General features: G+C 68.3%; 21 protein-coding genes. 11 read left to right on the top strand and 10 right to left on the bottom strand.

Translation table 11 applies throughout. The features are described from left to right. Positions 1 to 17: 17 nt before the first annotated feature. The 7 genes from ENSA7_RS33735 to ENSA7_RS33700 all read right to left on the bottom strand — a co-directional run bounded on the left by ENSA7_RS33735 (position 18) and on the right by ENSA7_RS33700 (position 7,396). Complete coding sequence (locus ENSA7_RS33735) at positions 18 to 611, bottom strand: hypothetical protein (RefSeq protein ID WP_106093527.1); 594 nt, start codon at positions 609 to 611, stop codon at positions 18 to 20. Positions 612 to 723: 112 nt separating this feature from the next. After that, positions 724 to 1,359, bottom strand: a complete 636-nt coding sequence (locus tag ENSA7_RS33730) for a hypothetical protein (RefSeq protein WP_106093526.1) — start codon at positions 1,357 to 1,359, stop codon at positions 724 to 726. Positions 1,360 to 1,367: 8 nt separating this feature from the next. Beyond that, positions 1,368 to 2,615 (bottom strand): serine hydrolase domain-containing protein, encoded by a 1,248-nt coding sequence (locus tag ENSA7_RS33725; protein ID WP_106093525.1) that lies wholly within the window; start codon positions 2,613 to 2,615, stop codon positions 1,368 to 1,370. A 96-nt stretch (positions 2,616 to 2,711) separates the two neighbouring features. Then, positions 2,712 to 4,439: a hypothetical protein gene (locus ENSA7_RS33720; RefSeq protein WP_106093524.1), complete on the bottom strand. Its 1,728-nt coding sequence runs from the start codon at positions 4,437 to 4,439 to the stop codon at positions 2,712 to 2,714. Positions 4,440 to 4,452: 13 nt separating this feature from the next. Continuing rightward, the gene (locus tag ENSA7_RS33715; RefSeq protein ID WP_181234368.1) at positions 4,453 to 6,132 is read right to left on the bottom strand and encodes an Ig-like domain-containing protein; all 1,680 of its coding nucleotides are present in this window, start codon (positions 6,130 to 6,132) and stop codon (positions 4,453 to 4,455) included. Between the two features lie 161 nt (positions 6,133 to 6,293). Beyond that, positions 6,294 to 6,665, bottom strand: a complete 372-nt coding sequence (locus tag ENSA7_RS33705) for a tetratricopeptide repeat protein (RefSeq protein WP_244924003.1) — start codon at positions 6,663 to 6,665, stop codon at positions 6,294 to 6,296. A gap of 260 nt (positions 6,666 to 6,925) precedes the next feature. Next, on the bottom strand, positions 6,926 to 7,396 hold the full coding sequence (locus ENSA7_RS33700; protein WP_181234366.1) for a hemerythrin domain-containing protein: 471 nt from the start codon (positions 7,394 to 7,396) through the stop codon (positions 6,926 to 6,928). 102 nt (positions 7,397 to 7,498) lie between these two features. Between ENSA7_RS33700 and ENSA7_RS44495 the strand changes: the two genes are divergently transcribed. From ENSA7_RS44495 to ENSA7_RS33680, 4 genes are all read left to right on the top strand, one after another. Next, the gene (locus ENSA7_RS44495; protein ID WP_106093519.1) at positions 7,499 to 7,774 is read left to right on the top strand and encodes a hypothetical protein; all 276 of its coding nucleotides are present in this window, start codon (positions 7,499 to 7,501) and stop codon (positions 7,772 to 7,774) included. 180 nt (positions 7,775 to 7,954) lie between these two features. Then, positions 7,955 to 8,206: a GlsB/YeaQ/YmgE family stress response membrane protein gene (locus tag ENSA7_RS33690; RefSeq protein ID WP_106093518.1), complete on the top strand. Its 252-nt coding sequence runs from the start codon at positions 7,955 to 7,957 to the stop codon at positions 8,204 to 8,206. Between the two features lie 200 nt (positions 8,207 to 8,406). Further along, positions 8,407 to 10,485, top strand: coding sequence for a S8/S53 family peptidase (locus ENSA7_RS33685; protein WP_106093517.1), 2,079 nt, complete (start codon positions 8,407 to 8,409; stop codon positions 10,483 to 10,485). Positions 10,486 to 11,231: 746 nt separating this feature from the next. Then, complete coding sequence (locus tag ENSA7_RS33680; protein WP_146158447.1) at positions 11,232 to 12,386, top strand: hypothetical protein; 1,155 nt, start codon at positions 11,232 to 11,234, stop codon at positions 12,384 to 12,386. Positions 12,387 to 12,589: 203 nt separating this feature from the next. Here ENSA7_RS33680 and ENSA7_RS44490 read toward each other — a convergent pair whose 3' ends face one another. After that, positions 12,590 to 12,742, bottom strand: a complete 153-nt coding sequence (locus ENSA7_RS44490) for a hypothetical protein (RefSeq protein ID WP_181234365.1) — start codon at positions 12,740 to 12,742, stop codon at positions 12,590 to 12,592. A gap of 321 nt (positions 12,743 to 13,063) precedes the next feature. On the opposite strand from ENSA7_RS44490, the gene ENSA7_RS33675 reads away from it, so the two are divergent. Both ENSA7_RS33675 and ENSA7_RS33670 read left to right on the top strand, forming a co-directional pair. After that, complete coding sequence (locus ENSA7_RS33675) at positions 13,064 to 13,714, top strand: hypothetical protein (protein ID WP_146158446.1); 651 nt, start codon at positions 13,064 to 13,066, stop codon at positions 13,712 to 13,714. A gap of 6 nt (positions 13,715 to 13,720) precedes the next feature. After that, positions 13,721 to 14,518, top strand: a complete 798-nt coding sequence (locus tag ENSA7_RS33670) for a radical SAM protein (protein WP_219908106.1) — start codon at positions 13,721 to 13,723, stop codon at positions 14,516 to 14,518. An 8-nt stretch (positions 14,519 to 14,526) separates the two neighbouring features. Here the strand turns inward: ENSA7_RS33670 and ENSA7_RS33665 are convergent, their stop codons facing one another. Then, the gene (locus ENSA7_RS33665) at positions 14,527 to 17,382 is read right to left on the bottom strand and encodes a serine/threonine-protein kinase (RefSeq protein ID WP_106093514.1); all 2,856 of its coding nucleotides are present in this window, start codon (positions 17,380 to 17,382) and stop codon (positions 14,527 to 14,529) included. Further along, positions 17,379 to 18,239: a methyltransferase domain-containing protein gene (locus ENSA7_RS33660; RefSeq protein WP_106093513.1), complete on the bottom strand. Its 861-nt coding sequence runs from the start codon at positions 18,237 to 18,239 to the stop codon at positions 17,379 to 17,381. Before ENSA7_RS33660 ends, ENSA7_RS33665 begins: the two co-directional genes overlap by 4 nt. Positions 18,240 to 18,329: 90 nt before the next feature. On the opposite strand from ENSA7_RS33660, the gene ENSA7_RS33655 reads away from it, so the two are divergent. From ENSA7_RS33655 to ENSA7_RS33635, 5 genes are all read left to right on the top strand, one after another. Further along, positions 18,330 to 19,559 carry an FIST signal transduction protein gene (locus ENSA7_RS33655; protein ID WP_106093512.1) on the top strand — a complete coding sequence of 410 codons (1,230 nt, stop codon included), beginning with the start codon at positions 18,330 to 18,332 and terminating at the stop codon, positions 19,557 to 19,559. Between the two features lie 8 nt (positions 19,560 to 19,567). Beyond that, positions 19,568 to 19,996, top strand: coding sequence for a hypothetical protein (locus ENSA7_RS33650; RefSeq protein WP_106093511.1), 429 nt, complete (start codon positions 19,568 to 19,570; stop codon positions 19,994 to 19,996). Between the two features lie 4 nt (positions 19,997 to 20,000). Then, positions 20,001 to 21,338, top strand: coding sequence for a penicillin-insensitive murein endopeptidase (locus ENSA7_RS33645; RefSeq protein ID WP_146158445.1), 1,338 nt, complete (start codon positions 20,001 to 20,003; stop codon positions 21,336 to 21,338). 35 nt (positions 21,339 to 21,373) lie between these two features. Continuing rightward, positions 21,374 to 22,783: an NlpC/P60 family protein gene (locus ENSA7_RS33640; RefSeq protein WP_106093509.1), complete on the top strand. Its 1,410-nt coding sequence runs from the start codon at positions 21,374 to 21,376 to the stop codon at positions 22,781 to 22,783. A gap of 84 nt (positions 22,784 to 22,867) precedes the next feature. Continuing rightward, complete coding sequence (locus ENSA7_RS33635) at positions 22,868 to 24,982, top strand: DUF1592 domain-containing protein (protein ID WP_106093508.1); 2,115 nt, start codon at positions 22,868 to 22,870, stop codon at positions 24,980 to 24,982. The last annotated feature ends 1 nt before the right edge of the window (position 24,983 follow it).

The raw sequence follows: 24,983 nt of genomic DNA, 5'->3' as shown, positions 1-24,983 counted from the left end.
CGCAAGCAAGCACCGGCTCATGCCGATCGAGCGAGCGAACGGGTGTTGGAGCGCCGCCGCCGAACCCCGACGATCAACAGCAACCCAACGATCGCTGCAGCGCCGCGTGGCTCGCCGTCATGCACTGCACAGCTCGCGGCCTTGGCGTTGGCGCCTGCGGTGTAGCGCATGATCACCGGCCCGCCGTCCGTCTCCAAGGTGAGCACCGCGTGCTCGCGGTCTGCCGCGATCTCGATCGTCCCCGGCACAAACGCTTCGTCGTGACCCGCTTCGGGCTCGGCCCTGAAGTCCCCGGGCCACAGCGGGACCCAATGAACGAGCTGGCGGTGACAACCTCGCCTCGTCGTCAGGCGTCGCTTGTCGCGGAGCAGCAGCTTGTTCGCCTCGGGCGTCGGCTGGGTCTGCGACAGCCGAAGGTAGCGCATCGGCCCCAGCCGCAGGGCATGCGCTTCGCCCTGCAGGTCGATCGTCGCGTAGCGATCGATCAGGCTCGACGGCGCCGAGCCCTCGACGGCGAGACGCTCGAAGCGAACCCGCTCGTACTCGAAGTAGGGGCCCGCGGCGCACTTGGCCACGGTCGAGGCGGCGAAGATCGTCAGTGCGCTGAGCATGGCCGGATCCGACGGGCGTACATTCGAGCGGGAGGATCGCACGACTCGACGCCCGAGTGACGGGTTTTTGAACCCGCTGCGGAGCTGCAGCACGAGCTACCGACGGGCAAGCTCAGCGCCCCCGCGACATCGGCCCGCCAAACCGAGCGCCCATATCCAACCCAACACCCTCCTCCCCGATCCGCAGCGTCGCTTCGAACATCCAGTGTTCCACCCAAATCCGATGCGTCAGCGCCACGGCCGGCTCCAGCCCGACCACGGCCAAACGGGTCCCATGCTGGCCCGACCACGCAAACGCGACCCCGACCTCCGGCGTCGCACGCAGCGTCGTGAGCAGGTCCCAGGTCGACCACACTGGCCAGCTGGTGTCGAAGCGAACCCGCCGGGTCCCAGCCTCGAGCGCAAACCCAGGCGTCCACTCGAACGTGCCATTCACGGTGGTTGCGACGCTCCAACCGGCGAGGTTGACGTTGCGGTGCCGGACCGCGAGTCCACGCGCCGTCCAGGTCACGCCCAGCGCTCGGCAGTCGATGCAGCTGCGCCACCCGTTGCCGTAGCCGAGCTCGACACCGGTCCAAAACCGTTCATGTGGGGTCAAGCTGGCGGCCGCGCGCGCGCCCCAGAGCGGGCTAAATCCCCCGAGGGTCCCGCTCAGGTCCGCGCCAACATTCCAGCCGCGCGCGGTCGGGTGGGCCGAGGGTGCCGGTCCAACCTGCCAGGGATTGTTGACAGCCAACACCAGCAACATTGCCTGTATCATTGCGCCTCCCCGAGCGCATAGAGCTGCTCTTGGATGGCCATGGTCTGCTCGCGGACCCGCCCGTCGTTCTCGCCGTCACCAATATTGGCGAGCAACACCACCCCCACGCCGGTTTTCGTGTCGAAGAACATCTCCGTGGAGACGCCGTCGTCATCGCCGTCGTGGCCAACGATCCAGCGATCACCGAGCGTCATCCCGAACCAAAAGAAGTACTGCGCTTCGATGTATTGACGAATGTACCAGTCGTTCAAGCTCGCAACTGGCGGGGTTGTCAGCACCTGCCTCGCCCCAGGCTCGAGCACCCGGACACCGTCGATCTCGCCGTCGCCCATGCCGAGCCGCATCAACCGCCCCAGCTCCGAGGCGGTCGTGCGCAATTGGCCGTCGGGCCAGGTCGAGAAGCCATAGTGTTCGCGAACGTTCCACCCCTCCCAGGTGATCGAGTGCGGTCGGGCGATCGCCTCGGGGTCCGGGAAGTCGGCCAGGAACCAGCCCGTGTGATTCAGACCAAGCGGCTCGAACAGCCGGTCTTCGCAATATTGTTGGTACGGGACGCCCGCCTGGACCTCGACGGCGTAGGCGGCGAGCGCCGCACCAACATTGCTATAGAACCACTCGCGCCCGGCCGGCCATGGATAGAAGTTCTTGCGCCTGGAGAAGTGACGCCCACCCGGAACCAGGTAGTCGTCGAGAAACTGCCCCAGCGGCTCGAGCGGGTCACCCGGTTGGTAAGTTGCGTCGAGCACGTCCCAGTTGTCCTGGATGCCGCTCGAGTGGGTCGCCAGGTGATGTAGACGAATCGGCGGCTGGTCGCCGATGTCGATCCTCGCGTTGCCGACCGACAAGCCAACGAGATCACTGATCGGGTCGTCGAGCTCGAGCAGGCCGTCGTCCCGCGCGGCGAGGATCGCCAACGCGTCGACCGCCTTGGAGATCGAGGCCAGCATGAACGGGGTCTGCACCGTGACCGGGAGAGCATCCTCGAGGTTTGCGTATCCCCACGCGGCGCTCATGATCTCACCGTCGACATCGACCACGGACACCGACAGCGCGGGGATGCAGCCCTCGCGCATGCGCGCCGTGATCTCGGCGTCCCACGCCTCGGTGTCCAGACCCGCTGGGATCACGCCCCAGTCCGACGGGATCGTATCGGGCAGCCCCGGACAAGGCGGGGCCTCCGAGCAGGCTGTCAAGCCCGCGACGGCGCAGGCGAGCGCCAAAAACTTCGCGGTGGGAAGCGGCATGGCACCCCAACACCAACGCCGAACGTTGTTGTCACCCGCTGTCCAAATGAGCCGTGGCTCGACCGTTCGCGGTCGATTCACCCGAGCACCCTCGGGTCACGGACACAGCTCGCCAGCCGCGGGGCACAGCTCGAAGTCCTGGCCCGACCAGCTGACCAGCGCAAAGCTGGGATCGTTCACAGGCCGGTGAAACTCGACCGAGACCCGCGTCGGCCGGCCGTCGACCACTTCGAGCACGGTCAACGAGTAGTCCAAGGTCTGGACCTGGTCACCGACCGCGAACGGCTCGGCGGGGCCACGGACCAACAGGCTGTCGGGTCCACGCAGCCAACCCTGGGGGTCGTGGAGCTCGAGCGTGTGGGGATCGAGCAGCCGAACTTCGAGCTTGGCGGTGGGCTCTGCGTGCAGCACCCAGGTGAAGTTGGGGCGGTTGAGGCCCCGGGCCTGACGCGATACGGGCACCAACGTGGCCGCCAACAGGTTGGGGGTATGCAGCACGATCAGCGACTGCCGGCGCAGCTTGCTGTCATCCAGGGACGACGCGATCGGGTACGGCAAGCTCGAGACTTTGAAGCGCTCCACGTTCGCGGCCACAACCACGCTCGCAATCGGGCTGATGACATAGTGGACCGCGATCATGGCGACGGCGCCAAGCCGCAGCCCCACGCCAGGCTGGCGGTCCGAGTCGCTGGCCGCGTTCAGGACCTCACCAAACAGCATGCACGAGCCGATGGTTGCGACCACCAGCACCCGGTCGTGCGCCGCGGTGGCGGTCATCGGGATCAAGCTCAACACCAGCCCGATCGCCGCGAACGCAATCCGCTGGCGAACCTCGGTCTGGCTCGGCCACCCAGCCGCGACGATCGCCGCGACCACCACGAGCGCGCCAGCGGCCCGACCGATGGCGGCGGAGCCAATCTCGCCGGGCGGACCCAAGCCATAAATCAACAACTCGAGCATGCGCCCCGGCGCCGCCGCCAGCCACACCCCCGGCGCGGCCACGGGATCGAGGTAGATCCCCGACCCCACCACTCCGTAACCAAGCGCGTCGTAGACGAAGCGCCAGACCACCGTGACGCCCAGGTACGGCGCGAGCGTGGCCGCGCGACGGGCCAGCGTCGCGTGATCCAGCGTCAGCGCGTAGGCGAGCACAAAGCCCAGCACCGCGACCCCCATCTCGCCACACAAGAGCCCGGCCAAGTAAGCGAGCGGCCCCAACACGAGCCCCGGCCACCAGCCATCGCGCCGCCAACGATCATGGGCGAGCAGGCAGGCCAGGGCGCAGACCAGCACGAGCACCGCGTTTCGGTGGGCGAGCCAGGCGGTCGCGGACAGGTGCAGGTGTGTCAGCGACAGTCCGATCGCGGCCGCCCCTGCCGCGCACGCCGAGCTCGACACGCGCCGGTACAGCGCCCACGCCAAGCCGCAGGCCAAGCCGTGCCAAGCGAGCTGATGCAGGTGCATCAGCCATGCCTGCTCTGGCCACAGCATATAGTCGAGGTAGTGGGTCGCCGCGGTCAGCGGACGCCAAAAGGCGATGTGCAGCTCGGTGCTGGTCCACCATGGGACCTGGCCCTGGTAGCGCAGCTGGACCAGCTGTTCGGGGCTCGCACCAAACAGCACGAACATGTCCCACCACGGGGCATCGGTCTGCCCGTTCAACGTGGCGAGGATGAACGCGCGCTGGCCAACGTCATCGGCCAGCAGGCCCGAAGTCAGGGCCGGGCTGGCCAGCAACACACCCAAGATCACGCACAGGAACAGCACCGAGCGATGCGCGAGCGCGTGTCGGACCTGCTCGATTGGTGTGCGTCGATCGCCCAATGGGACTCACCAGCTACGGGTTGAGCTTGCGCATCCACCAGTCGGTGCCGGTGTTCATGGTGTACACGATCGCGGTGACATAGATGTATCCGAAGCGATCGATCGCGACCGAAGCATCAAACCCGGGCAGGTTGTTGACCGGCCCCGATAATGTCTGCGCGTCCCACGTCGCCGTCCACATCAGCGTGCCGTCGGCGTCGTACTTGCGTGCCACCAACTCACACACGAGCAAGCCGCCGCCACCAACGTCGCAGCCCTCGGTCGACACGCTGACGATCTCACCCCAGGGATCGACGGCGATCGCCGCGGTCACGCCCGCGCCGGTCTGGGCGGGCGCGGCCGTCCACAGCTCGGCATCGTTGGCGTCGACCTTGCGCAGCCACGAAGCCAGGTCGCCGTTGGTCTCGACCCCGCCACCGATCACCAGCGCCCCGTCCTTCGCAGCGGCGATCGCATGACCCTCGCTCGCGCTGCCCTCGGCCAGGGTGAGCTCGCTCAGTAGCAGCCCATCCGCGTCCCAACGGCTCATCCACAGCTCACCGCTGGTGACGTTGGTTCCGACCGCGGCGAGATCCCCGGTAGGCGCCACCGTGAGCTCGGTCAACAGGACCGCCCCGTCGATGTCGGGGCTCTCGGTCGGCCACCGCAGCCACTCTTGGTCGCCGTTCGGCGTCACGGCCAACATGTAGCTGGATTTCATGCCGATCAGCGGCCCGGACTGGGGTGTGTAGGTCCCGATCGCGTAGAGCCGGCCGCTGCTGTCACGCTCGAGCCCGCTGGGCAGATCGCTGAGCTCGGGGTTGCCAAGCTCTGGCTTCGAGCCGTCGAATAGCCACTGGTTCGACACGGCTCCAGCTGTGTCGTAGGCGTAGAGCATGGTGTTGATCTCCATGTTGGCGAACTCCGAGCCCGCGACGACAAAGGTCCCGTCAGCCCACACCACGCCCGAGGCGCTGATCGAGGTCAGCTCGAGCTTGTCTGCCCAGGCTTGCCCGACCACGCGATCGACGCGCTGACCGCTGCCGTTCATCGTCGAAGTCTGCCCCGCGAGCACGACCTGGTCGCCATCCGGCGAGACCGCGACGTCGTAGACCGCGTCGAGCAGCCCGCCATCGTAGGTCCACTGGTCTAGCTCAGTCCCGCCATCGGGCATGCTGACGCCAAGCTCCAGGCTGACGGGCGCGCTCGCGTTGTCCGCCGCGTCGTAGGCCGTCACGGTGACGGTGTGTTGGCCGTTGTGCTCGGGCCCGCTCAGCAACCACTCCAAGTCGAATTCAGGGCCCGCGCCGCTGACCGACCCGAGCAGCTGGTTGTCGGCTTCGAACTCGACACGCGCGAGATCACCATCGGGGTCCGACGCGATGACCTGAAGGGCGACGCCGCCGGCCGCCTCGACCAGAAAAACAACCTCGTCGCCGTTGATCGTGAACACGTCAATCGATGGCGGCTGGTCGTGGTCGCCGTCGCCATCGCCGGTTTCTGATCCGTCGCCGTCGCCGTCGCCGTCCCCTGATCCGTCGACGTCGCCGTCGCCGCCGGTCCCTGATCCGTCGGCCACCAAGCAATCCTGACTATCCGGCACGGCGTCACAGAACGGCACGAGGGTGCACCCGAGGGTCTGGGTGAGAGCCAGACACGGGGCAAGCCACACCGCCAAGTCGAGCACCCGGTGCCGATTGATGAGCAGAGTCATCGCTACTCCAGAGTATCATCCACGTAGCCGCTCTGCGGGGTACATCAGCCATCTCGAGTCGCACCCGGCGGAAAGGACATCCGATGGGGGTCGCGGCACCCGTACCTATCTGGGCCTGCTGCGCGACCCCTTTCGTCGGATCGCCAAGTCGTCCCGCTGGGTCAGTGAGCGTCCAGCCACGCGCGCACGTTGGCGTGGAGCGACTCGGCCCCCTCGCCTGCCTCGGCGAGCTCGGCCTCGGCCTGCTCGATCAGCAACCGTGCGCGCGCGCGCTGCTGGCTGCGTGACCTCCCCGCAGCCCACAGCGCCTTGCCCAGCTCGAAGGCCAGCTTGGCGAGGTGCTTGGGATCCCCCGCCTGCGCGCTGCGGATCACCAGCGCGCGCTCGAACGGCTCGATCGCCCGCGCCGGCTCGCCCATCAGCATGCTCACCTCGCCGACGGCCTCGAGCGTAAAGGCCAGCTTGGGGTGATCGGGACCGAGAGCCTGCTCGCGGATCCGCAGCGCTCGCGCGAGCAGCTCGCCAGCCTCCACCAAGTTGCTCAGCTACGCCTCGGTCAGCGCGAGGTTGGTCAGCGGGCACAACAAGTTGGCCCTTGTAGATTTCCGAACCCCTGCGCGCAGAGATCGAGCAGCTCGTCACCAGCTGGGGCTCGCTCGCGACCTCCGGTCGCGGGTTGGCGTGAGCCGCGAACACGCCGTGGTCGGGCAACGTGTGGATCATGTCGGCGATCAAGCACAGCGACGCGACTGCTGCCGGGGCAGCTCCCGTGGAGGTCGTGCGACGCTATCGATCAGCCCGTCTTGGGGACCGAGTCCTGCTCGGCAGTGAACTCCCGCTTGGCGGCGAGGAATTGTTTGCCGATCTCGATCGCCTGCTCGCGGTCCAGCACCTTCTTCGCCTTCTTGAACATCTTGCCCTCCTCCTCGCGGACGTGGTGCTCGATGTTCTTCTTGAGCACGTGAAAACGGGCCTTCCACAACTCGTTGCTGGGGCTCAGGCGTTGGAGCTCACGGATCACGTGGGTGGCGGCCCGGTGCTCCTCCTTGGCGTCCAGCGCGATCTCCCGGGTGTCGTCGTCCTCGCGGAGGACGGCGTAAAACACGCTCTCCTCACCGTGCATGTGCGGCAGGAGGTCGCCCTCGAGGCGCTCGAGGAGAGTCATCCGGTCGGCCTCGCCTTCGGTCTCGTCGAGCTCGTCGAGGATCGCCTGGACGGCCTCGTGGTCGCGCTTGAGAATGTCGTAGATGGGTTCGTCCTTCATGTCGCAACAGCTGACATGGTTTGTGCGAGTGGACCAACGCGGATCGATTCGCGAGTCCATGAAAATGTTGCACATCGACATCTCGCGCCATGCGGTGAAGGGATGGCGTTGATTCGTCGCTGGGTGGGCGGTCGCAGCCCGACCCTGCCCAAGGCGGTCATGGCTGCAGCCAAGAAAAACGGCAAGGTCGAGGTCGACCACGGCGACACGGCATCCAAGACCCCGGACGCGGGACCCTACGACGAGAAGATGTGGGGTACGCCCGCGCCAGGAACTTCGTCTCTCCGGCAGCGCAAGAGCGCGCCCGAGAGCCACAGCGAACCCGCTGCTAGCGATCGGCCAGCAGCCTCGCGCGAGCCCTCGCCCAGGCAGGGCTGACGAGGGTGCTGCCGTCGAGAGTTGGGTCGCTGGGCTGCCCCAAGTGCCATTTCATTTGATCACCAAGTGTCGTCGGAATTCAACCATAGCACCGGCAATTGTTGCGTCGCCGGTGATCAGGCACACCAGGCTCGCATGCGCCCTGGCGGATGCCACAAACCGACCTAGCATGGAGGCATCATGGGCATCCTCAGTTGGATCATCCTCGGTCTGCTCGCGGGCGTCATCGCAAAATTCTTGATGCCGACCAAAGACGATGGTTGGGTGTTCACCATCGTCCTGGGCATCGCGGGAGCGTTCGTCGGCGGCTACGTCGGATCCTTCCTCGGCTTCGGCTCGATCACCGGCTTTGACCTCCGCAGCCTCGGGATCGCTACCGTGGGGGCGTTGCTCCTCCTGTTCGTCGGACGGCTGGTCAAGGACAGGGCCTGACCTGTCGGGCATCATCGTGGTGTAGCCGTTCAGTGGAGATTTCGGCGCCTGGGCACCCAAGTACGCCGGAATATCCACATGATAGCCGCCTGTTAACTTGTGCGTAGGCTCACAGGTCGCGATGGTTAGAAATTGGGCGCACGCTTAAACCCACACGGGTGGCTTGGAACCACACCGCCGTGCGACGGAAAATATGCAAGATGAACTACTCGAGCTGCTTGATCTGCTTGATCTGCTTGATCATGGGATCTTTGCTGCTTGGTGGCTGCGACCTCGACGATACCCAACCAGAGCTTCTCGACGACGTCACCCACGAAACCGACGGCCCCGCGCCCTTCGGATCCATCGCCGACGGCGAGGCGGGACCCGAGGCCGAGCAGACCTGGTCGCCCACCAATCTGCCAGTCGATCCTCGCAACGCGTGCTTCACCCAAGGTCGGCTCCCCGTGATCGCGCGTGGGAGCGCGCTTGGGGTCTGTACGTTCGCCGGCCTCCCCTCCGGTTGGTCGGTTACGAGCCTCAAGGACAAGCTCCCGGTCGGGCTGCAAGGCTTCATCGCGCCCGCGGACCCGTTCGGCACCTACTGTGAGTACGTCCTTGACGAGAACGTGGCTGAAGAGGACGCCGCCGACTACTACGACGAATTGGTGTGGGCGATGGACGCGAGCCCACTTATCGTCAGTCCACGCACCGCTGGCGTCAGCTGCCTGAGCGCGATGCCAATGAGCGGCTTGGGCGACAATCTCAAGCTCGAGCAGGAGTTCGCCGACACCTTCCTGGCCTCCGTGGGTCGCGTAAACCCGGCGACGCTCGCACTGGCCAGCGGCCACGACGTCAACATCTTCCTGGTCGACAACTGGGCCGGGCCCAACCTCCCGGCCCTAGACGAGCACGGCGAGAACCTCGCGCGCCTGCTGGAGCTCCTCACCGAGGGCGCCGAGGCGGCCATCGACATCATCCCGATCGTCGGGCTCCCGCGCATGGACGGCGACGTGAGTGTCGTCCACCCAGGCGGAGGCGTCAAAGGGACCGCCCCCGATCTCAGCGTCGCGTTCATGACCGCAGCAACGTTGCACCTCGCGGGAAACTACAATGCGTTGAACCAAACGCGATCGATCGTCAACGCGTCGCTCGGCGGCCCCCCGCTGAGCGTGGACGAGTACGCCTCCGAAGCCACCCAGTCGCTGATCGCCGCGATGCGGACGCTGGCCTGCCTCGGGATCCCGGTCAACATCGCCGGCGGTAACGCGCTCCCGCACGAGGTCGTGCTGGGGGAAGAGCCAGATGGGCTGCTGTTCCCCGGTAACCTCGACGACGCGTTCCCTGCCCCCAGCGAGGTCGAGTGCATCTCGATGGGCTACGGCCCGGCGTTGCTCGACACAATCTATGGCTACGACGGTTGGTCGACCGACTACGGCAGCTGGCAACCCAACGCCATCAGCGGCGTCGATGCCACGGGCGATCCACTGACCAACGGCCGCTCGACGGGCTCGCAAACCATGATCGCCGCCAACGGCGTCGCCGCCCACAACTTCGCCCTCGACAGCTTCATGCTCACTGGGACCTCGGTCTCGACGGCGGTAATGTCGGCGGCCTCGGCCCTCGAGTGGTGGCTCGATCCATCTCTCAGCCCCGTGCAGCTGAGCGATGCGATCGCCGACTCCGGCATCGCGCTCGGCCGGACCGCGGACGCCGGGGTGAATTCGGGTGAGTTCATGCGGATGGTCAACATCTGCATGGCGATCCAAGCGAACCTCGCAACGCAGAGCATCATTGTTTCCTGCTCGACGCCCGATCCAGATCCCTACTTGTTCATCGGCTCCAGGGTCCCGCAGATCGCCGCCGCAGCCGACCTGCAGTCCGTTCTGTTCACCTTCGACCTCGGCGACGCAGCCGGTTCGCTCAACAACGACTTTCCGATGTACTTCGACATGACGGACGCGATGGTCAATCCGTCCCCCACGCGGCCGGCGTGTGACAACTGCACGGCGGGCAAGGATGTCCAGGGGCCTGGCCAGCACACCGCCTACCTGGGCATGAGCCTCACGCCATGGACCGTCATGCTTGCGATCAACGAAGCCTACCTGATCGTCTACAACACCAACCACGAGTCGAACCTCATCACCCTCGACGAGACGATCGTCGCCGCCATGAACAACCAGAATACCGCGACCGTGGTCCAGGTCGACTTCGAGTACCCCAATCTCAAAGGCGCGGAGCTGCAGCTCAACTACGACGACGACATCACGATGACGGTCACCAACTTGCCGATCTGGTAGTCCAGCGGCGTTTGGGGCCCATTAGTGGGCCCGAGCGCACACGAGTCTCCATCTCGAGGAATATGGAGACGTATCAATCGACGAATCGGATCATGAGCGGCTCATCCATGAGCCACTCCGACTCGCCTATCAGGTCTCGCCGTTCGCGGTACCCTCGCGGGCCTCGACTTCGGCTTGGTCTGCAACCTCGGCGCTGTCTCCCTGCGGGTGTTCGCGGTCGACATCATGACCTGCCCGCGCTGCCGCGGTGCGATGCGCTTGCTGAAGATTGCCGACAAGCCCGACGACATCGCGCCTGTATGCGGCGTTGGTCCGCGGAGATGGGCCGCTAATGGAGCTTGGCCCGCGTGAGCGCGAGCTGCTGCGGGGTGTGGATCCGCGGGCGCTCGCAACTGACGAGATGCGGAGGGCTCGCGCGCTGCATGTGATCCTGGACGCGATCCAAGGCGCGGCCGCGATCGAGACCGCGCTGGCCCGCGCGCGCGGGCCGATCGACCACGCCCCGCCGGGCTCGGCTGCGCCCCCTACATCCACGCTGCTTCGCGCGCATCAACCACCAGCAGCCCATTCGCTACGCCCCCGCCTAGGTGCAGGGACTTCGCCGGGAGCGCGCGCGCCGACAGCTGAGTGGCGCGCGGTGAGGTCGAGTTTCCGTGATCCGGCGGGCGGCTGCTGGAACTACGCTTGCGATGACAAAACCAGACTCCTACATCCGCTCCCTCGCATTTCCCGCAGCGCTGTCATGCTTGACACTGCTCGCAATGGTCGGCTGCGACAGCGATGAGCCAAACAACGATGTCGCCGATGCCCTCGAGGCCGAGGCCAACGCCGACCCACTCGGCGATGTCGAGTACGGCTTTCTCGAGATCGACGCGACCCCCGATGACGAGCCAGAGATCGAAGCGCCGCGCGCACCAGCGCTGCTCGCCCGCGTCGAGCGGCGCACTTCGTCGGTCGAATGGCGAGACTCGGGTAACGACAATGAGGTGTTGCTCCTGATCTCGGGGACGGCCGAGGATACTCCGCTCCTCGACATGGACACGGCCGAGTCACTCTCGCCGATCCAAGCCTGGGTGGCGATCGCGGACGAACCGACCACGGTTCCGCAACGGTTGCTCGAGCGTGCGACGCCAGCAGAGTTGGCATTGCTCGCGGATCCCGATCAAGTTGACTCGTTGCGGGCAGATGTACGACAGAAGCTCGACCACGCGACCCAGATCCAAGCCCAGCCGCTCGAGCCCCACGCCTACGGAACCTGTACGGCCACGCAGATCTCGACGGCGCGCTCGGTGTTTGGGCTGGGCTATACGTCGGCGTCCACCTGCGGTGACGCGCTCGGGTTCCAGAACACGGTCCGTGACTATTGGTACTGCAACGCTGGCGACTGCGACTACCCCCTGGCAACGCAGGAGGGATCTTGCATCCCCGCGGTGAACAACAACTCGGCCGTCAAAGGCAGGTTGGCCGCGCTCACGATGCGCTCGAAGACCGCGGGCAATCCAACGTTCGTGACGGGGGGGGCCCACCGTATTCGCGGGTTCGCCTACAATTGCCACGGCAACGGCTCGATCAACGTTCATATGGACTACGGGGCGGGGAACTGGGACACTGCGTTGGCGAGCGGCTACTACGTTGGTGCCGTCTGGTTGGGCTCGGACATGCTCCCCGCGAAGGCGTTTGCAATCCACTATGTCAGCTATGCTGGCTGGGACAATGGAATCGGCGCATCCGGGCCCAACTACCAAGCCTCGGAGTTCTCGATCACCGGTAACGCGGCCGCGGGCGACTACGGCATCTTCTGCTCGGACGCGCAAAAAAGCCTGACCATGATCGCGGGCCCGACCGGGAACCAACACAGTTGGTGCACCGGGACGTGCAGCGTCGGGAACTGCTGGGACTGACGAGCGCGACCGGTGATCGTCGGGACTCGCGGCCGATCAGCATCCGTTGGTCGGCTGCGGTCGTGCGTTCGCCTACCGAGTGAAACAGCCGCCAGCAAATCTGGGGTCGCTCCTGCAGACCCAGGGATGGAGCGCCGCGAAGAACTTTGAGGGTAGTCGGCGTTAGGCCTGGGACGCGACCACGCGCAGCAGACCCTCGGCGATCAGATCATCAAGGAGCTCTCGGGTCCCAGGCGCTCGCGGGCGCGCTGGTACCAGGCCATCGTACCGGCGGGGACGGTCACCGGCGCCAGCCCAGGGGCCCAGTTTGTCAGCCTTGGGATCTGTGTGAGCGTGTAGCTGGGCAGGAAGCTCAACAACCCCAGGTACTCGTCGCGCGTGGGCTGCCCTGTGGACTGGTAGGTCGTGAAGATCTGCTGGCTGCCTCGCGGTATGTATCCGACCGGCTCATGGGTGGCGAGCAGATCGCCAAGCCCGCGGCTTGCGTGCTAGCGTGGCGCTCGAGCGCTGGAGTTGCGAACGTGACACGACCCGAGTCCATCCTCCACGCGTGGGACGCCGCCACGAACTACTCGGCCGCCCACAGCATGGACAGCGGTTGGTTCGCGGTAGACCGCGACGGACAGCTCGCGCACTTCGACACTGGCGAAGCCGGGGCCTTGCCCGCGTCCGCCAAGTTGACCACCGGCGAGGCCGGTGGAGCCGTCGACCCGTGGACCGAGTACGTCCTGCCGTGGATCGCCCGTCAGACCGGGTCGGACACTTCGCGCCTCGATCGGAGCCAGCCCTTCGCCGCGCTGTTCGAAACCGCAGCGGACGCGGCGGCGGCGATCAAACCGCTCGGCCAGGCGAACACCTACCCACGCAACCCGCGACTCGTCGAAGTCGTGCCCGGGCCCGACCGTGACCGCTTCGCGCTCATGATGGAATCGTCGGGTTTCATTGGGTTCGCGCCCGCGTTCGAGGACCTGTTCGAAGACACGCAGATGCGCGAACGCCTTCCGGTCGCGTTCTACGCCCACGGCGACTGGTCCATCCCCGGTCACTACGTGCGCGAACCCTTCATCGCCAGCGAGTCGAAGGCCTCGAGTGAGCTGCTGGCGATGGCCGAGCACATGGACGTCCAATTCTCGCGCGCCGAGTCGATCCAACTCGCCGACCACTATGAAAACGACGAGTGTCAGTCATGGAGCGAGGCCGACCTGCGAACGGGCGAGACACCGGGGCGTCTGGACACCGCAGCAACCCAACATCCGAGGAGCAGGCTGCTCCTGGTCACGGCGCTGGTCATCGTCGTCATCGCCGTCGTCTACCTCGGGCTGCGCTGAGGCGCCGTGGGCTTGGAAACCCCAGAGCGTGTGTCGCTCGAGTTGTCCCGCCGCTGCGCCAAGGCGTGCGGGTTTTGTTACAACGCGAGCGAACCGAGCGCACGCGACGAGTGGCATCCCGACGAGGTCATTGGGTTTGCCCGCAGTCTCGTTCGACACGGCACGAAGGCCCTCTCGCTTGGTGGCGGAGAGCCCCTTCAATACGAAGGCCTCGGCGCCGTCTTTGCTGCCCTGCGCGGCGCGGTGTTCCTCTCGATGACGAGCAACGGCCTGCTCCTCGACGAGCAGATCGCCCGCGTCTCCAAGCTGAACCCGGACAAGCTCCATATCAGCATCCACTACCCGGCTCGCACCACAGAGGTCACTCGCGTGATCCGACAGGTGCGAGAGCTGCGACGACTCGGGATCCGAAGCGGAGTCAACCTGCTCGTTCGGCGCTCCGAGCTGGATGAAGCGTCGAGCGCCCGCGCCCAGCTCTGGGGCGCCGGCATCCACAATGACGCGATCATGTTCCTCCCGATGCGCGGCACGGACACCCCGACCCCCGCCGACGTCGCGCGTGTCGCTGGTGCGCCCTTTCAATCCATGACCTGCCTGAGCGCTTGTGGGCCGAGCCCCCGGTTCTGCTCAGTCGGCGCGGACAAGACCGTGGGGCACTGCAGCTACACGGTCGCGCGCCGCCGGTTGCCGTCCCTCGACGCTGCGGGCCTGGTCGCCGCGCTCGACGGTCTCGGCCTCAGCTTCTGCGGGGACACGACCCCGCTCATGCCGGCGCAGTCGTTGCGGCGTCGCGGGACGAGCTAGTGCTAGTGTCAGTGCGCGTCCAGCCACGCGCGCACGTCGGCGCGGAGCGACTCGGCCCCCTCGCCTGCCTCGGCGAGCTCGGCCTCGGCCTGCTCGATCAGCGACCGTGCGCGCGCGCGCTGCTGGCTGCGTGACCTCCCCGCAGCCCACAGCGCCTTGCCCAGCTCGAAGCGCAGCTTGGCGAGGTGCTTGGGATCCCCCGCCTGCGCGCTGCGGATCATCAGCGCGCGCTCGAGCGGATCGATCGCCCGCGCCGGCTCGCCCATCAGCATGCTCACCTCGCCGACGGCCTCGAGCGTATAGGCGAGCTTGGGGTGATCGGGACCGAGGGCCTGCTCGCGGATCCGCAGCGCTCGCGCGAGCAGCTCGCTGGCGTCCACGAAGTTGCTCAGCTGCGCCTCGGTCAGCGCGAGGTTGGTCAGCGCGCTCACCAAGTTGGGATGCTCGGGACCCAGCCCCGCCTGCTTGACCTCGACCGCCCGGCGAAACAGCTCACGGGCGCCCTCGACGTCTCCTGCGTCGAGCATGACAGCCCCAAGGTTGCTCAGGCTCGCACCCACGTCGGGGTGGTTCGAATCCAAGACGGCTTCACGAATGCCGAGCGCCCGCTCGAGCTGGGTTCGCGCGGCCGCGAGGTCGCCACGCTCGGCGTTGGTGTTGCCGAGGTTGCTGAGCACGGCGGCGACCTCGGGGTGACCGGGTCCTAGCGCCCGCTCACGGATCGCGAGCGCCTCCGAGAACAGCCGCGCGGCCTCACCCAGATCACCGAGCGCATACGCGGCGTTGCCCAGGTTGTTGAGTACGTCAGCGACCTCGGGATGATCCGCGCCAAGCGTCTCGCGCAGGAGCTCGAGCGCCTGCTCCTGATGCCGCATCGCCGTCGCGTGGTCACCGTTGGCCCCCGCCGCGGTTCCCAGGCTCGACCAGCTGCGCGCGACCAGGCGATGGCGCGGACCGAACACCTGCTGGCGCAGCTCGAGCGCGCGCTGGTGGGCCTCCAGCGCCGCTTGGGGCTGGCCAGCGGTATTGAGGATCTCCCCTCGCGCCGCGTGGGCGGCCGCGAGCAGGGCGTCGTCTTCGGCGGCTCGCGCGAGCGCCTCGGCGTGCCGCGCCCAGGTCAGCCCCTCGGTGTGGCGCGCCAGGTCAAAGCCGATCAGCTTGGCGGCGTACGAGGCGACCTTGCTCGCCTCGGCGGTCATGTTGTGGGCGACGAACAGCATGTAGCCCTCGTCGAGCAGCGCGGCGGCCTGCTCGTTCGGCTCGATCTGCTGACGTAGGATCCCGAGCACAGCCAGCGACCGGGCCACAAACGGCGGGTGCCCGAGCTCGCGGGCCTGGGCGAGGATCGGCTCGGCCAGGGCCACGCCGTGGCCGTACTTGCCCGCGCTCAGCGAAGCCCACGCCCGCGCGAGGTCGCCCTCGAGCTCGGCGATCCGGGCCGCGATCTCCGGGTCGCTCGGCGGCGGGACCCGGGCCCGCAGACGCGCGACGTCGGCACACTCGTCGATCGATCCGAGCGCGCCGACGACCTCGACCGCGCGCCGGGCCACGACCGCGTCGGCGTCCGCGAGCAGCTCGACCGTCGCCCGCAGGTCACGCAGGCGCGCGTCGAGGCACTTGACCCGCAGATCCAGGACCTCCTCCGACTGCTCCTTGCGCACGTGCGTGGCCCGGCACGCGTCGCTTCGGTGCTCGACCCACGCGCTGCTCCACGCGTCGAGCCCGGCCTCGACCCGCTCCCAGGTTGCGCTGGCGTAGGGGAGATCCGTCGCGAGCAAGGCCGCCCGGGTGGCCGCGCGCCGCTCGGGATCCCAGACCCCCACGAGGTGCTGGTCCAGGTCCGCGCAGAACTGCACGGCTCGCTCGGCCGGCATGCCGCGGTCGCTCGCCTGATACTGTCCGAAGATCGCCACCCCGACCGCGAGGCCCACGGCGGTCACGGTCAGCCAGCGCGTTCGCGTGATCGCGGGGTCGCGCTCGAGCGCGGCGAGCAGCTCGCGCATCGAGGGCCAGCGCAGCGCAGGATCGCGGTTGAGGCCGCGCAAGATGATGCGGTGGATCCAGATCGGCACGCCGCTCCCGACCGGCCGCGGCGCGATCTCGGCGAGCGTGACCGAGGCTGCGATCTCGGGCACGGTGTCGCCGCGAAACGGCCGCTGCCCGTAGAGCAGCTCGAAGCAGGTCACACAAAACGCGAACTGATCGCTCGCGGCGTCGGCCGGGTGGCCGGCGAACTGCTCGGGTGCCATGTACGCGGGCGTCCCCGTCAGCGCGCCTGGCCGCGCCGTCGACTCGCCGTCGACGACCTCGCCGTCGATCCGCGCCAGACCAAAGTCCATCACCCGGACCCGGCCCTTGGTGCTGACCATCACGTTTTGCGGCTTGAAGTCACGGTGCACGAGCCCGGCCTCGTGGGCGGCGGCCAGACCCCGACCGGCCTGGATCAGCAGATCGACCGTCGCCTTCCACGGCTGATCCGCGCCCACGCGGGCGTCCAGGGTCACGCCGCGCACGTGCTCCATGGCCAGGAACACCTGCCCGGCGTGCTCGCCCACGTCGTGCACGGTGACCACGTTGGGGTCGGCGAGCTTGGCCAGCACCTGCGCCTCGCGGACCAGGCGAGCCCGTGCATCCGCCTGATCGCGCCCGCGCGGGCGCAGCAGCTTGACGGCCACGCGCCGATCCAGCTCGGGATCGTAGGCCGCGAACACGACCCCCATGCCGCCCGCACCGAGTCGCTCCAGCACGACGTAGCGGCCGATCTCGTCGCCCCGGCGCGGCTCGGCGAGATCGGGACCTGGCTCGGTGGTCGCGGTCGTCGGGCCGAGCGTCGCGTTGAGGGTCTCGTCGGTGGAGCTGCTCATCCGCGCCTCACCAACACGAACTTGACCCGGCGGTAGTCGCCCTCGGCCGCGCCAAACAGCGCCCGCGCGTCACCGCTGGCGCCCTCGAGCAGCTGCGCGGTCGCAAACGACGGCGGGACCTTGGCCCACAGCGCGGCGTAGTTGCTTGCGAGCGGGACCAGGTCTGCCAGCAGCGGGAGCGAGGCCAGGTCACAGCCGCTGCGGCTCCAGTCGGCGCCCCACGGTGGATCGACGAACAAGATCGCGCCAGGATCGGCCTGAGCCGCGACCCAGGCTCGCGCGTCCGCGTGCACGAACTGGATCCGATCCGAGACGCCATAGACGCCAGCGTTGTGACGCGCGAGCTCGAGTCGCGCCAGATCCTGGTCGATCGCGTGGACCCGACACCCCGCCCGCGCGAACGCGATCGCGTTGCCCCCGGCCCCGCAGCCCGCGTCGACGACCGGGCGACCCGCCGCCAGCTCGGCGACCTCCATGGCGAGCAGCTCCGGGGTCAGCGACATGCGGCCAACCTCGTCGAGCCGCGTGCCCGCCCGTGAGAAACCCGGGGTGCCAACGCGACGGCGGCGGGCGTCCTCGGTCCGCGCGCGACGAACCTGGGAGCGGCGCAGCGGCGGCTGGATCTCGCAGACCAGCGGCTGGCCCTCGAAGCCGAGCCCGCGCAGCCGCGCGGCCAGATCGGCCGCGCGCGCACCGTCGAGCTGCGCGCGCGCCACGACGCTCGCGTCGGGCTGAGGCTCGAGGTGCCACCCCCGCGACGCGTCACCAGGATCGGACGCGGGCCCGGCCGGACCTAGCAAGCGCCCGGCGTCGAGCCAGATCGGCAGCGGAGCGATCCGAAGCTCGTGGACGGCCACGCCCCAGCATAGCCGCTCGGACTCGGTTTTGGGGGGCGCCCCGAGATCAGCAGCGACGCCGAAGCTCGACAGTCCTGATACCCTCGCGCGATGCGCTGGTCCTCCAGCATCAGTGACGCGGCCGACTTCGCGACGGCCCTCAGTCGAGCGAGCGGCGAGCTGCGCGAGCAACTCGACGGGGACTCGGCCGATCTGGTGCTGGTGTTTGCGTCGCGCGAGCACCAGCACCGCTGTCACGAGCTGCCGACCGCGCTGGCCGGTCTGTTCGAGGGCGCGCTGGTGATCGGCTGCTCGGGCAGCGGTGTGCTCGCCAACGGCACCGAGCTCGAGGGCAGCCCGGGCCTGGCGATCGCGGCGGCGCAGCTGCCGGGCGTCGAGCTGACCGGGTTTCACGTGCCGACCGAGCGGACCCCCGATCCGGCCGAGCCCGGCGATGACCCCGCCGACGAGCGGGCGCGCTGGAACCACGCGCTGGGGCTGGCCGACGGTCCCGATCCACACCTGCTGCTGTTCGCTGATCCGTTCACGTGGTCCGGGCCCGAGCTGCTCGACGGCCTCGATCGGGCGTACCCAGCGGGCGTCAAGATCGGCGGTCTGTGCTCGGGTGGCGGGCGTCCTGGCGAGCACCGCCTGTTTTGCGATCACACCACCCACCACCGCGGCATGGTCGGCGTGGCGATGCGTGGCAACCTCGAGATCGACGCCGTGGTCGCGCAGGGCTGCCGGCCGATCGGGGTGCCGATGTTCGTGACCCGCCACCAGGGGCAAGTGATCTTCGAGCTCGACGGTCGCCCCGCGGTGCAGGTCCTGCAGCGCCTGTTCGACACCCTGACCCAGGCCGAGCGGGCCAAGGCGCGCAACAGCCTGTTCCTCGGGGTCGTCATGGATCCGCAGCGCGAGGTCTACGACCAGGGCGACTTCCTGGTTCGCAACCTGGTCGGCGTCGATCCCCACAGCGGGGCGATCGGCACCGCGGCGCAGCTGCACGAGAACGCCGTGGTCCAGTTCCACCTGCGCGACGCCGAGACCTCGGCGGCCGAGCTCCGCGCGCTGCTGGCCGAGCACGCCAGGCTGCGCGCCGGCGACCCCAGCGTGGGCGCGCTGTTGTTTCCCTGCGTGGGTCGCGGAACGGGCCTGTACGGCCAGCCCGATCACGACAGCGCGCTGACCCGCGAGCTGCTGGGCCCCGAGCTCCCGCTCGCCGGGTTCTTCTGCAACGGCGAGATCGGCCCGGTGGGCTCGGCGCAGGCCCGCACCTTCCTGCACGGCTACACCAGCGCGCTGATGCTGTTTCGCCCGGCCCGCACCCTGTTAGTCTGAGCGCGTCCATGTCCTACCAGGTCTACAACCTCCTCCACATCCTCGGCATCGTGCTGGTGTTCATGGGCCTCGGCGCGCTCGCGTTCCATGGCGCCAACGGTGGCGACAAAGCCAGCAACAAGGTCCGCGGCATGGTCATGGGCACCCACGGCCTGGGGCTGTTGCTGATCCTCGTCGCCGGGTTTGGGATGCTGGCCAAGACCGGGGCGATGGCCAACGGCCTGCCCGGCTGGCTGCACCCGAAGCTGTTGATCTGGGTGCTGCTCGGCGCGGCGCCTGTGGTCCTGATTCGCAAGCCGAGCGCGGGCAAGCTGGTGTGGTTCGCGGTGCCGCTGCTGGCCGCGACCGCTGCCTACTTTGGGATCAACCACTCGCCGACTACCCCCGCGCCTGCCACCGACGCCGAGCCAACCCAAGCGGAACCCAAGACCGAGTAGCCCGGTGCGTGCCCGTCCCCAGCCACAGCCGCGCCCGGTCAGCCGCGAGGGACGGCGACCCAGGCGGTCGGCGCTGGCGGCTGCGGTGCTGGTCCCGCTCGCCTGCGCCTATCCGCTGCTCGACCCGTCTTTCGACGACACCAGCGAGCAGGGCGAGCAGCTCGAGCACGCCACCCGCGACGGCGAGCTGTCGCACCTGAGCGAGGCGACCCTCGAGCTCGCGGCTGCGTTCGTGCCCATGCAGGCCGTGGTCGCGCACGCGGCTCGCCCGGTCGAGGCCGAGCCGGTCGCCCCGCCACCGCCACCGCCACCACCCACGCCCGAGGAGCTCGCGGCCCTGCTCGACGACGCCGCGACCACGCTCGTCGACCTGGAGATCAAGATCGATCCGCGCCGCGGCCCGCGGGGTCCGCTGCCCGCCGCCTCGGGCTTGCAGCAAGCCTACGACCACGGCCGCGCGCTGGTGCTCGAGGGTCGCTTCGAGCAGATCCGCCAGTGGATGGCGCTCGCGCAATTTGGCAGCCGCGAGCCCGGTCCCCACTGCGGGTACTCGCCGCTGTCGCGCTACGACCTGGTGGTGACGCGCCCCGCCAAGCCGGCCAAGAAGGGCGCCAAGGAGCTCGCGTACTTGCACGTGGTCGTACCCGCGCGCGGCCTGCCCAAGCCCGGCGAGCGCGGCACTCATGAGGCGTGGATCGGCGACGCGCGCTGGATCAACCTGGCCGACAGCCTCGACCCCACCGCCGACTACCTGCCGTTCAAGACCAACGGCAACGAGTCGCTGGCCCGCCAGTGGGCCCAGGCCGATGTCGTGCACGCGATCGTGGACATCGCGGGCGAGTATCACCAGCGCACGGGCACCGTGCTGGGGATCGGCGACCTGAGCCACGTGACCGGCGGCAAGATCGAGGATCACTGGACCCACCAAAAGGGCGTCGACGTCGATCTCTACCTGCTCGATCACGATCACCCAGACAAGGCCGGGCGCCCGCAGGTCTGGTGGAACCACATCAAGCGCGGGGCCTCGCTGTGGACGGCCGAGCCCAAGGGCAAGGGCGCCCGCGAGCCGCTGGTGGACCCGGCGGACGAGCTGTCGGGGACCCGGTCCAGCGCGCGGTTGGAGGTGCTCGCCGAGATCGTGCTGCTCGTCGACGACATCGCCTACTTTGTCCACAACGATCCAGTGGTGCTCGACCCGTTCGACGACCAGGCGGGCCTACGACGCCCCGGTCGCCGGTTCCTGCACGCTGACAATCGCGGGTTTTGGCCCGCCCACGCTGATCACATCCACCTGCGCTGGGTCGCTGGCGAGCTGCCGGTTGGCGTCGCGCCGCGGCCGTAGGAATCATGCCCAGGGTTGCCACGTGTAGGAGCGCCGTGTGGTTCCGTGCTTCGCTGATCTCGATCTCGCTATCGGTTGCGGCCTGCAACACGGGCGGGGGCAAGCCAGACGCCCACGCGGGCGCCGATCCGACCCTGCCCACACCCGCGCCGAGCGAGTGCCCGACCGGGCAGCTGCGCGAGGACAAGGCGCCAAACGTTGCGCCCGAGCTCGAGCGGGCCGAGTACTGGCTCGCCAAGCTCCCCGCCGCGACCGTCGACGCCGAGCTGCTCGACCCAGCCGAGCGCGAGTACCTGGCCGCGCGCGTGGCCGAGCTGCCCGGCGGCTGGCGAGACCCGCTGGGTCGAGCGGGCGCGGATCCGCAGCTGGTCGAGCGCGAGCTGAGTGAGCGGCTCGAGTGGCTGCGCGGGCGGGTGAGCGCGGGCGCCTATGTGGAGACCAGCGCGGGCGCGCTCGAGCAGGCCGCGGCCCAGATTCAGGCTGCCGAATTGATCGAGGGCCCCCAGCTGCGCTTCGTCGTCGAGGAGACCCAGCTGTGGTGCGTGCCCTCGACCGAGGGGCTGTACACCGACCCGATCGATCTCGACTTCGATCGCAACCGCTGCGCCTCGCTGCACCCTGGCGAGCTGGTTCGGGGCCTGCGAGCCACACCCGATCAGGCCTGGATCTACGTCGACGCCGGGCACTCGGTCGGCTGGGTCGAGCACCCCGCCGCCGCGCTGGGACCCGCGATCGATCCCGCCACCGCGCGCGCGCAGCTGGGCGTCGAGCCAGCGGCCCCGCGCGCGTGGGTCACCAACGACTTCGAGCACCTGCGCGCGGGCTCGAGCTTCGTGTTGCTCTCGCAGGACGAGGCTCGCTCGACCTTGTTGGTCCCAGGCCCCACCGGACCGATCGAGCGCGAGCTCCCGATCGACGCGCCGCTGAGCACGACGGCGCTGCGCTTCAGCCAGCGCGCGGTGTTCGAGCAGGCGTTCGCGCTGCTCGACCAGCCCTACGGTTGGGGCGGGCGCGAGGGTCAGCGCGACTGCTCGCGCTATCTGTTTGATCTGTTCGCGCAGTTCGACCTTCGCCTGGCCCGCAACTCGGGCGTGCAAGCGCAGCTCGGCACCCGCAGCGTCGATCTCTCGCAGCTCGACGAGGCCAGCAAGCGCGCGCAGGTCCGTGCGGCCGCGCGCGAGGGAGTCGTGCTGCTCTACATGCCTGGGCACATCATGCTGTACCTCGGCGAAGATGGTGGGCTCGACTACGGCATCTCGGCGCTGAGCGAGTACCTGGTCCCCTGCCCCGGCGGTCCCGACACCGTGCACCGCCTCGATCGAGTCGCCGTGACCACGCTCGAGCTCGGGCGCGGTACCGAGCGCACAGCCTTCATCGAGCGAATCTCGCGAATGGCTGTATTTGGACCCGCTCCCGAACTGCCGTCGATCGAGTCATCACCCTGACACCGAATACCGCCAGTAAGCCGCCCATTGGAACCTGGGACCAAGGCCGGCACAATTGCGTCGATGCGACCCGTACGACGCGCAATGAACTGGCCGGCGCTCTCGCTGATCGGGCTCAGCCTCGGTCTTGGCGTAAGCCTGAGCCTTGGCGGCTGCAAGGGCGACGACGTCCAGGCCGACGACGGCGATGATGGGACCGACAGCGACACGGGCGACGGCGACGCGGGCCCAGGCGACGGCGACGGCGACGGCGAGCAGCTCCCCGATCCTGGGCGCGTGACCGTGCACCGGCTCAACAACGCCGAGTACAACAACACCGTCCAAGACCTGTTCTTCTCGATGGTCGACTGGGCGCCCGCGCTCGAGTTCCCCTCGGACGATCACAGCTTCGGGTTCGACAACATCTCGGCCGTTCAGAACCTCTCGCCCCTGCACTTCGAGCTGTACTCGCGCACGGCCGAGACCATGGTCGCCGACGCGCTGCGGGTGGCCGCCAACCCCGAGCTGAACTACTGGGAGGCCGAGGGGATGGAGGTCAGCGCCACGGCCGGCGGCGCCAGCGGAGGGTTTTGGAACCTGTACTCCAACGGTGAGGTCTACGCGACCTTCGAGGCCGGCGGCGACGGGACCTACGTGTTTGCGACCCGGGCCTACGCGCAGCAGGCTGGCCCCGATCTCGCGCACCTGGTCATGACGATCGACAACGTGGTGGTCTACGAGACCGACATCGCCGCGACCGTGTCCGACCTCGCCGAGCCGCACGAGGTCGAGCTGCAGCTCGACGCGGGCATCCACAAGGTCTCGGTCGGCTTCACCAACGACTACTACGACGCGGATCTCATGGAAGATCGCAACCTGCTGGTCGACTACCTGCAGATCGAGGGGCCCACGGATCCGATCCCCAACCCGCTGCGCGACATGATCGTCACCTGCGATCCGATCGCCGACGGCGAGGACACCTGCCTGCGCCAGATCATCGATGAGTTCGTGACCCGGGCCTGGCGACGCCCGCTGACCCCGTCCGAGGTCGAGGCGCTGATGGGCCTGTACGCGGTCGTGCAGGATCAGGGCGGCGACTTCGAGGACGCGGTCCACGTGATCCTGGAGGCGGCCCTGACCTCGCCGCACTTCCTGTTTCGCGTCGAGGTCGACCCCGATCCCACCAGCCTCGATCCCCACCCGGTGAGCGACTACGAGCTGGCCTCGCGCTTGAGCTACTTCTTGTGGAGCTCGATGCCCGACGCCGAGCTGTTCGCCCGGGCCGCCGACGGGACCCTGGCCGAGCCGGCCGTGCTCGAGCAGCAGGTCGATCGCATGCTCGCGGATCCCCGCTCCGTGGCGCTGGTCGACAACTTCGCCGGGCAGTGGCTGTACATCCGGGCCCTCGATGACGTGTTCAAGGACACCCAGACCTTCCCGCAATTCAACGACGAGCTGCGCGCCTCGATGCGGGTCGAGATGCAGGAATTCTTCCGCTCGTTCATCACCGAGGCCCGGCCCATGAGCGACCTGCTCAACGGCACGACCACGCTGATGAACGACCAGCTCGCGGCGGTCTACGGGGTCGAGCCGGTCGGTCCGGGCTGGGTCGAGGTCGATCTCGCCGGGCTCCCGCGCCGCGGGCTGCTGACCTCGCCGGGCCTGATGAGCGTGCTGGGTCACCCGATCACCACGTCGCCGGTCAAGCGCGGCAAGTGGGTGCTGGATCAGCTGCTGTGCATCCCCCCGCCACCGCCGCCGCCCGAGGTCGACATCCCGCCGCCAGATCCCAGCGCGACCACGACCATGCGCGAGCAGCTGGCCAAGCACCGCGAAGATCCGGTGTGCGCCTCGTGCCACGACATGATCGACCCGATCGGCCTCGCGTTCGAGAACTACGACGCGATCGGGGGCTGGCGGACCATCGACAAGGGCTACCCGATCGACGCCAGCGGCGAGCTCCCGACCGACGGCGAGGCGTTCGCCGACGCCGTCGAGATGGCCGACCTGCTCGCTGCCGACGAGGAATTCCCCCACTGCACGGTCCGCAAGACCTTCATCTACGCGCTGGGCCGCGCGCTCACGCTCGACGACGTCGACTACCTCGAGGCGATCGAGGCCGACTTCGTGCTCGCCAACATGCGGTTCCCCGATCTGGTCAAGCTGATCGTCACCAGCGAACCCTTCACCGCCCGCCGCGGCGAGCCGGAGGACAACTGAC

The sequence above is a fragment of the Enhygromyxa salina genome (assembly GCF_002994635.1).
Classification (GTDB): domain Bacteria; phylum Myxococcota_A; class Polyangia; order Nannocystales; family Nannocystaceae; genus Plesiocystis; species Plesiocystis salina_B.
The sequence above is the reverse complement of the archived record's forward strand: the minus strand, read 5'-3'. Positions and strand labels throughout refer to the sequence as shown.

What these genes read in the sequence shown, in the direction of transcription:
- ENSA7_RS33735 (WP_106093527.1), bottom strand. Translation starts at nt 611, where the DNA reads ATGCTCAGCGCACTGACGATCTTCGCCGCCTCGACCGTGGCCAAGTGC.
- ENSA7_RS33730 (WP_106093526.1), bottom strand. Translation starts at nt 1,359, where the DNA reads ATGTTGCTGGTGTTGGCTGTCAACAATCCCTGGCAGGTTGGACCGGCA.
- ENSA7_RS33725 (WP_106093525.1), bottom strand. Translation starts at nt 2,615, where the DNA reads ATGCCGCTTCCCACCGCGAAGTTTTTGGCGCTCGCCTGCGCCGTCGCG.
- ENSA7_RS33715 (WP_181234368.1), bottom strand. Translation starts at nt 6,132, where the DNA reads ATGACTCTGCTCATCAATCGGCACCGGGTGCTCGACTTGGCGGTGTGG.
- ENSA7_RS33700 (WP_181234366.1), bottom strand. Translation starts at nt 7,396, where the DNA reads ATGAAGGACGAACCCATCTACGACATTCTCAAGCGCGACCACGAGGCC.
- ENSA7_RS44495 (WP_106093519.1), top strand. Translation starts at nt 7,499, where the DNA reads ATGGCGTTGATTCGTCGCTGGGTGGGCGGTCGCAGCCCGACCCTGCCC.
- ENSA7_RS33690 (WP_106093518.1), top strand. Translation starts at nt 7,955, where the DNA reads ATGGGCATCCTCAGTTGGATCATCCTCGGTCTGCTCGCGGGCGTCATC.
- ENSA7_RS33685 (WP_106093517.1), top strand. Translation starts at nt 8,407, where the DNA reads ATGAACTACTCGAGCTGCTTGATCTGCTTGATCTGCTTGATCATGGGA.
- ENSA7_RS33665 (WP_106093514.1), bottom strand. Translation starts at nt 17,382, where the DNA reads ATGAGCAGCTCCACCGACGAGACCCTCAACGCGACGCTCGGCCCGACG.
- ENSA7_RS33655 (WP_106093512.1), top strand. Translation starts at nt 18,330, where the DNA reads ATGCGCTGGTCCTCCAGCATCAGTGACGCGGCCGACTTCGCGACGGCC.
- ENSA7_RS33650 (WP_106093511.1), top strand. Translation starts at nt 19,568, where the DNA reads ATGTCCTACCAGGTCTACAACCTCCTCCACATCCTCGGCATCGTGCTG.
- ENSA7_RS33635 (WP_106093508.1), top strand. Translation starts at nt 22,868, where the DNA reads ATGAACTGGCCGGCGCTCTCGCTGATCGGGCTCAGCCTCGGTCTTGGC.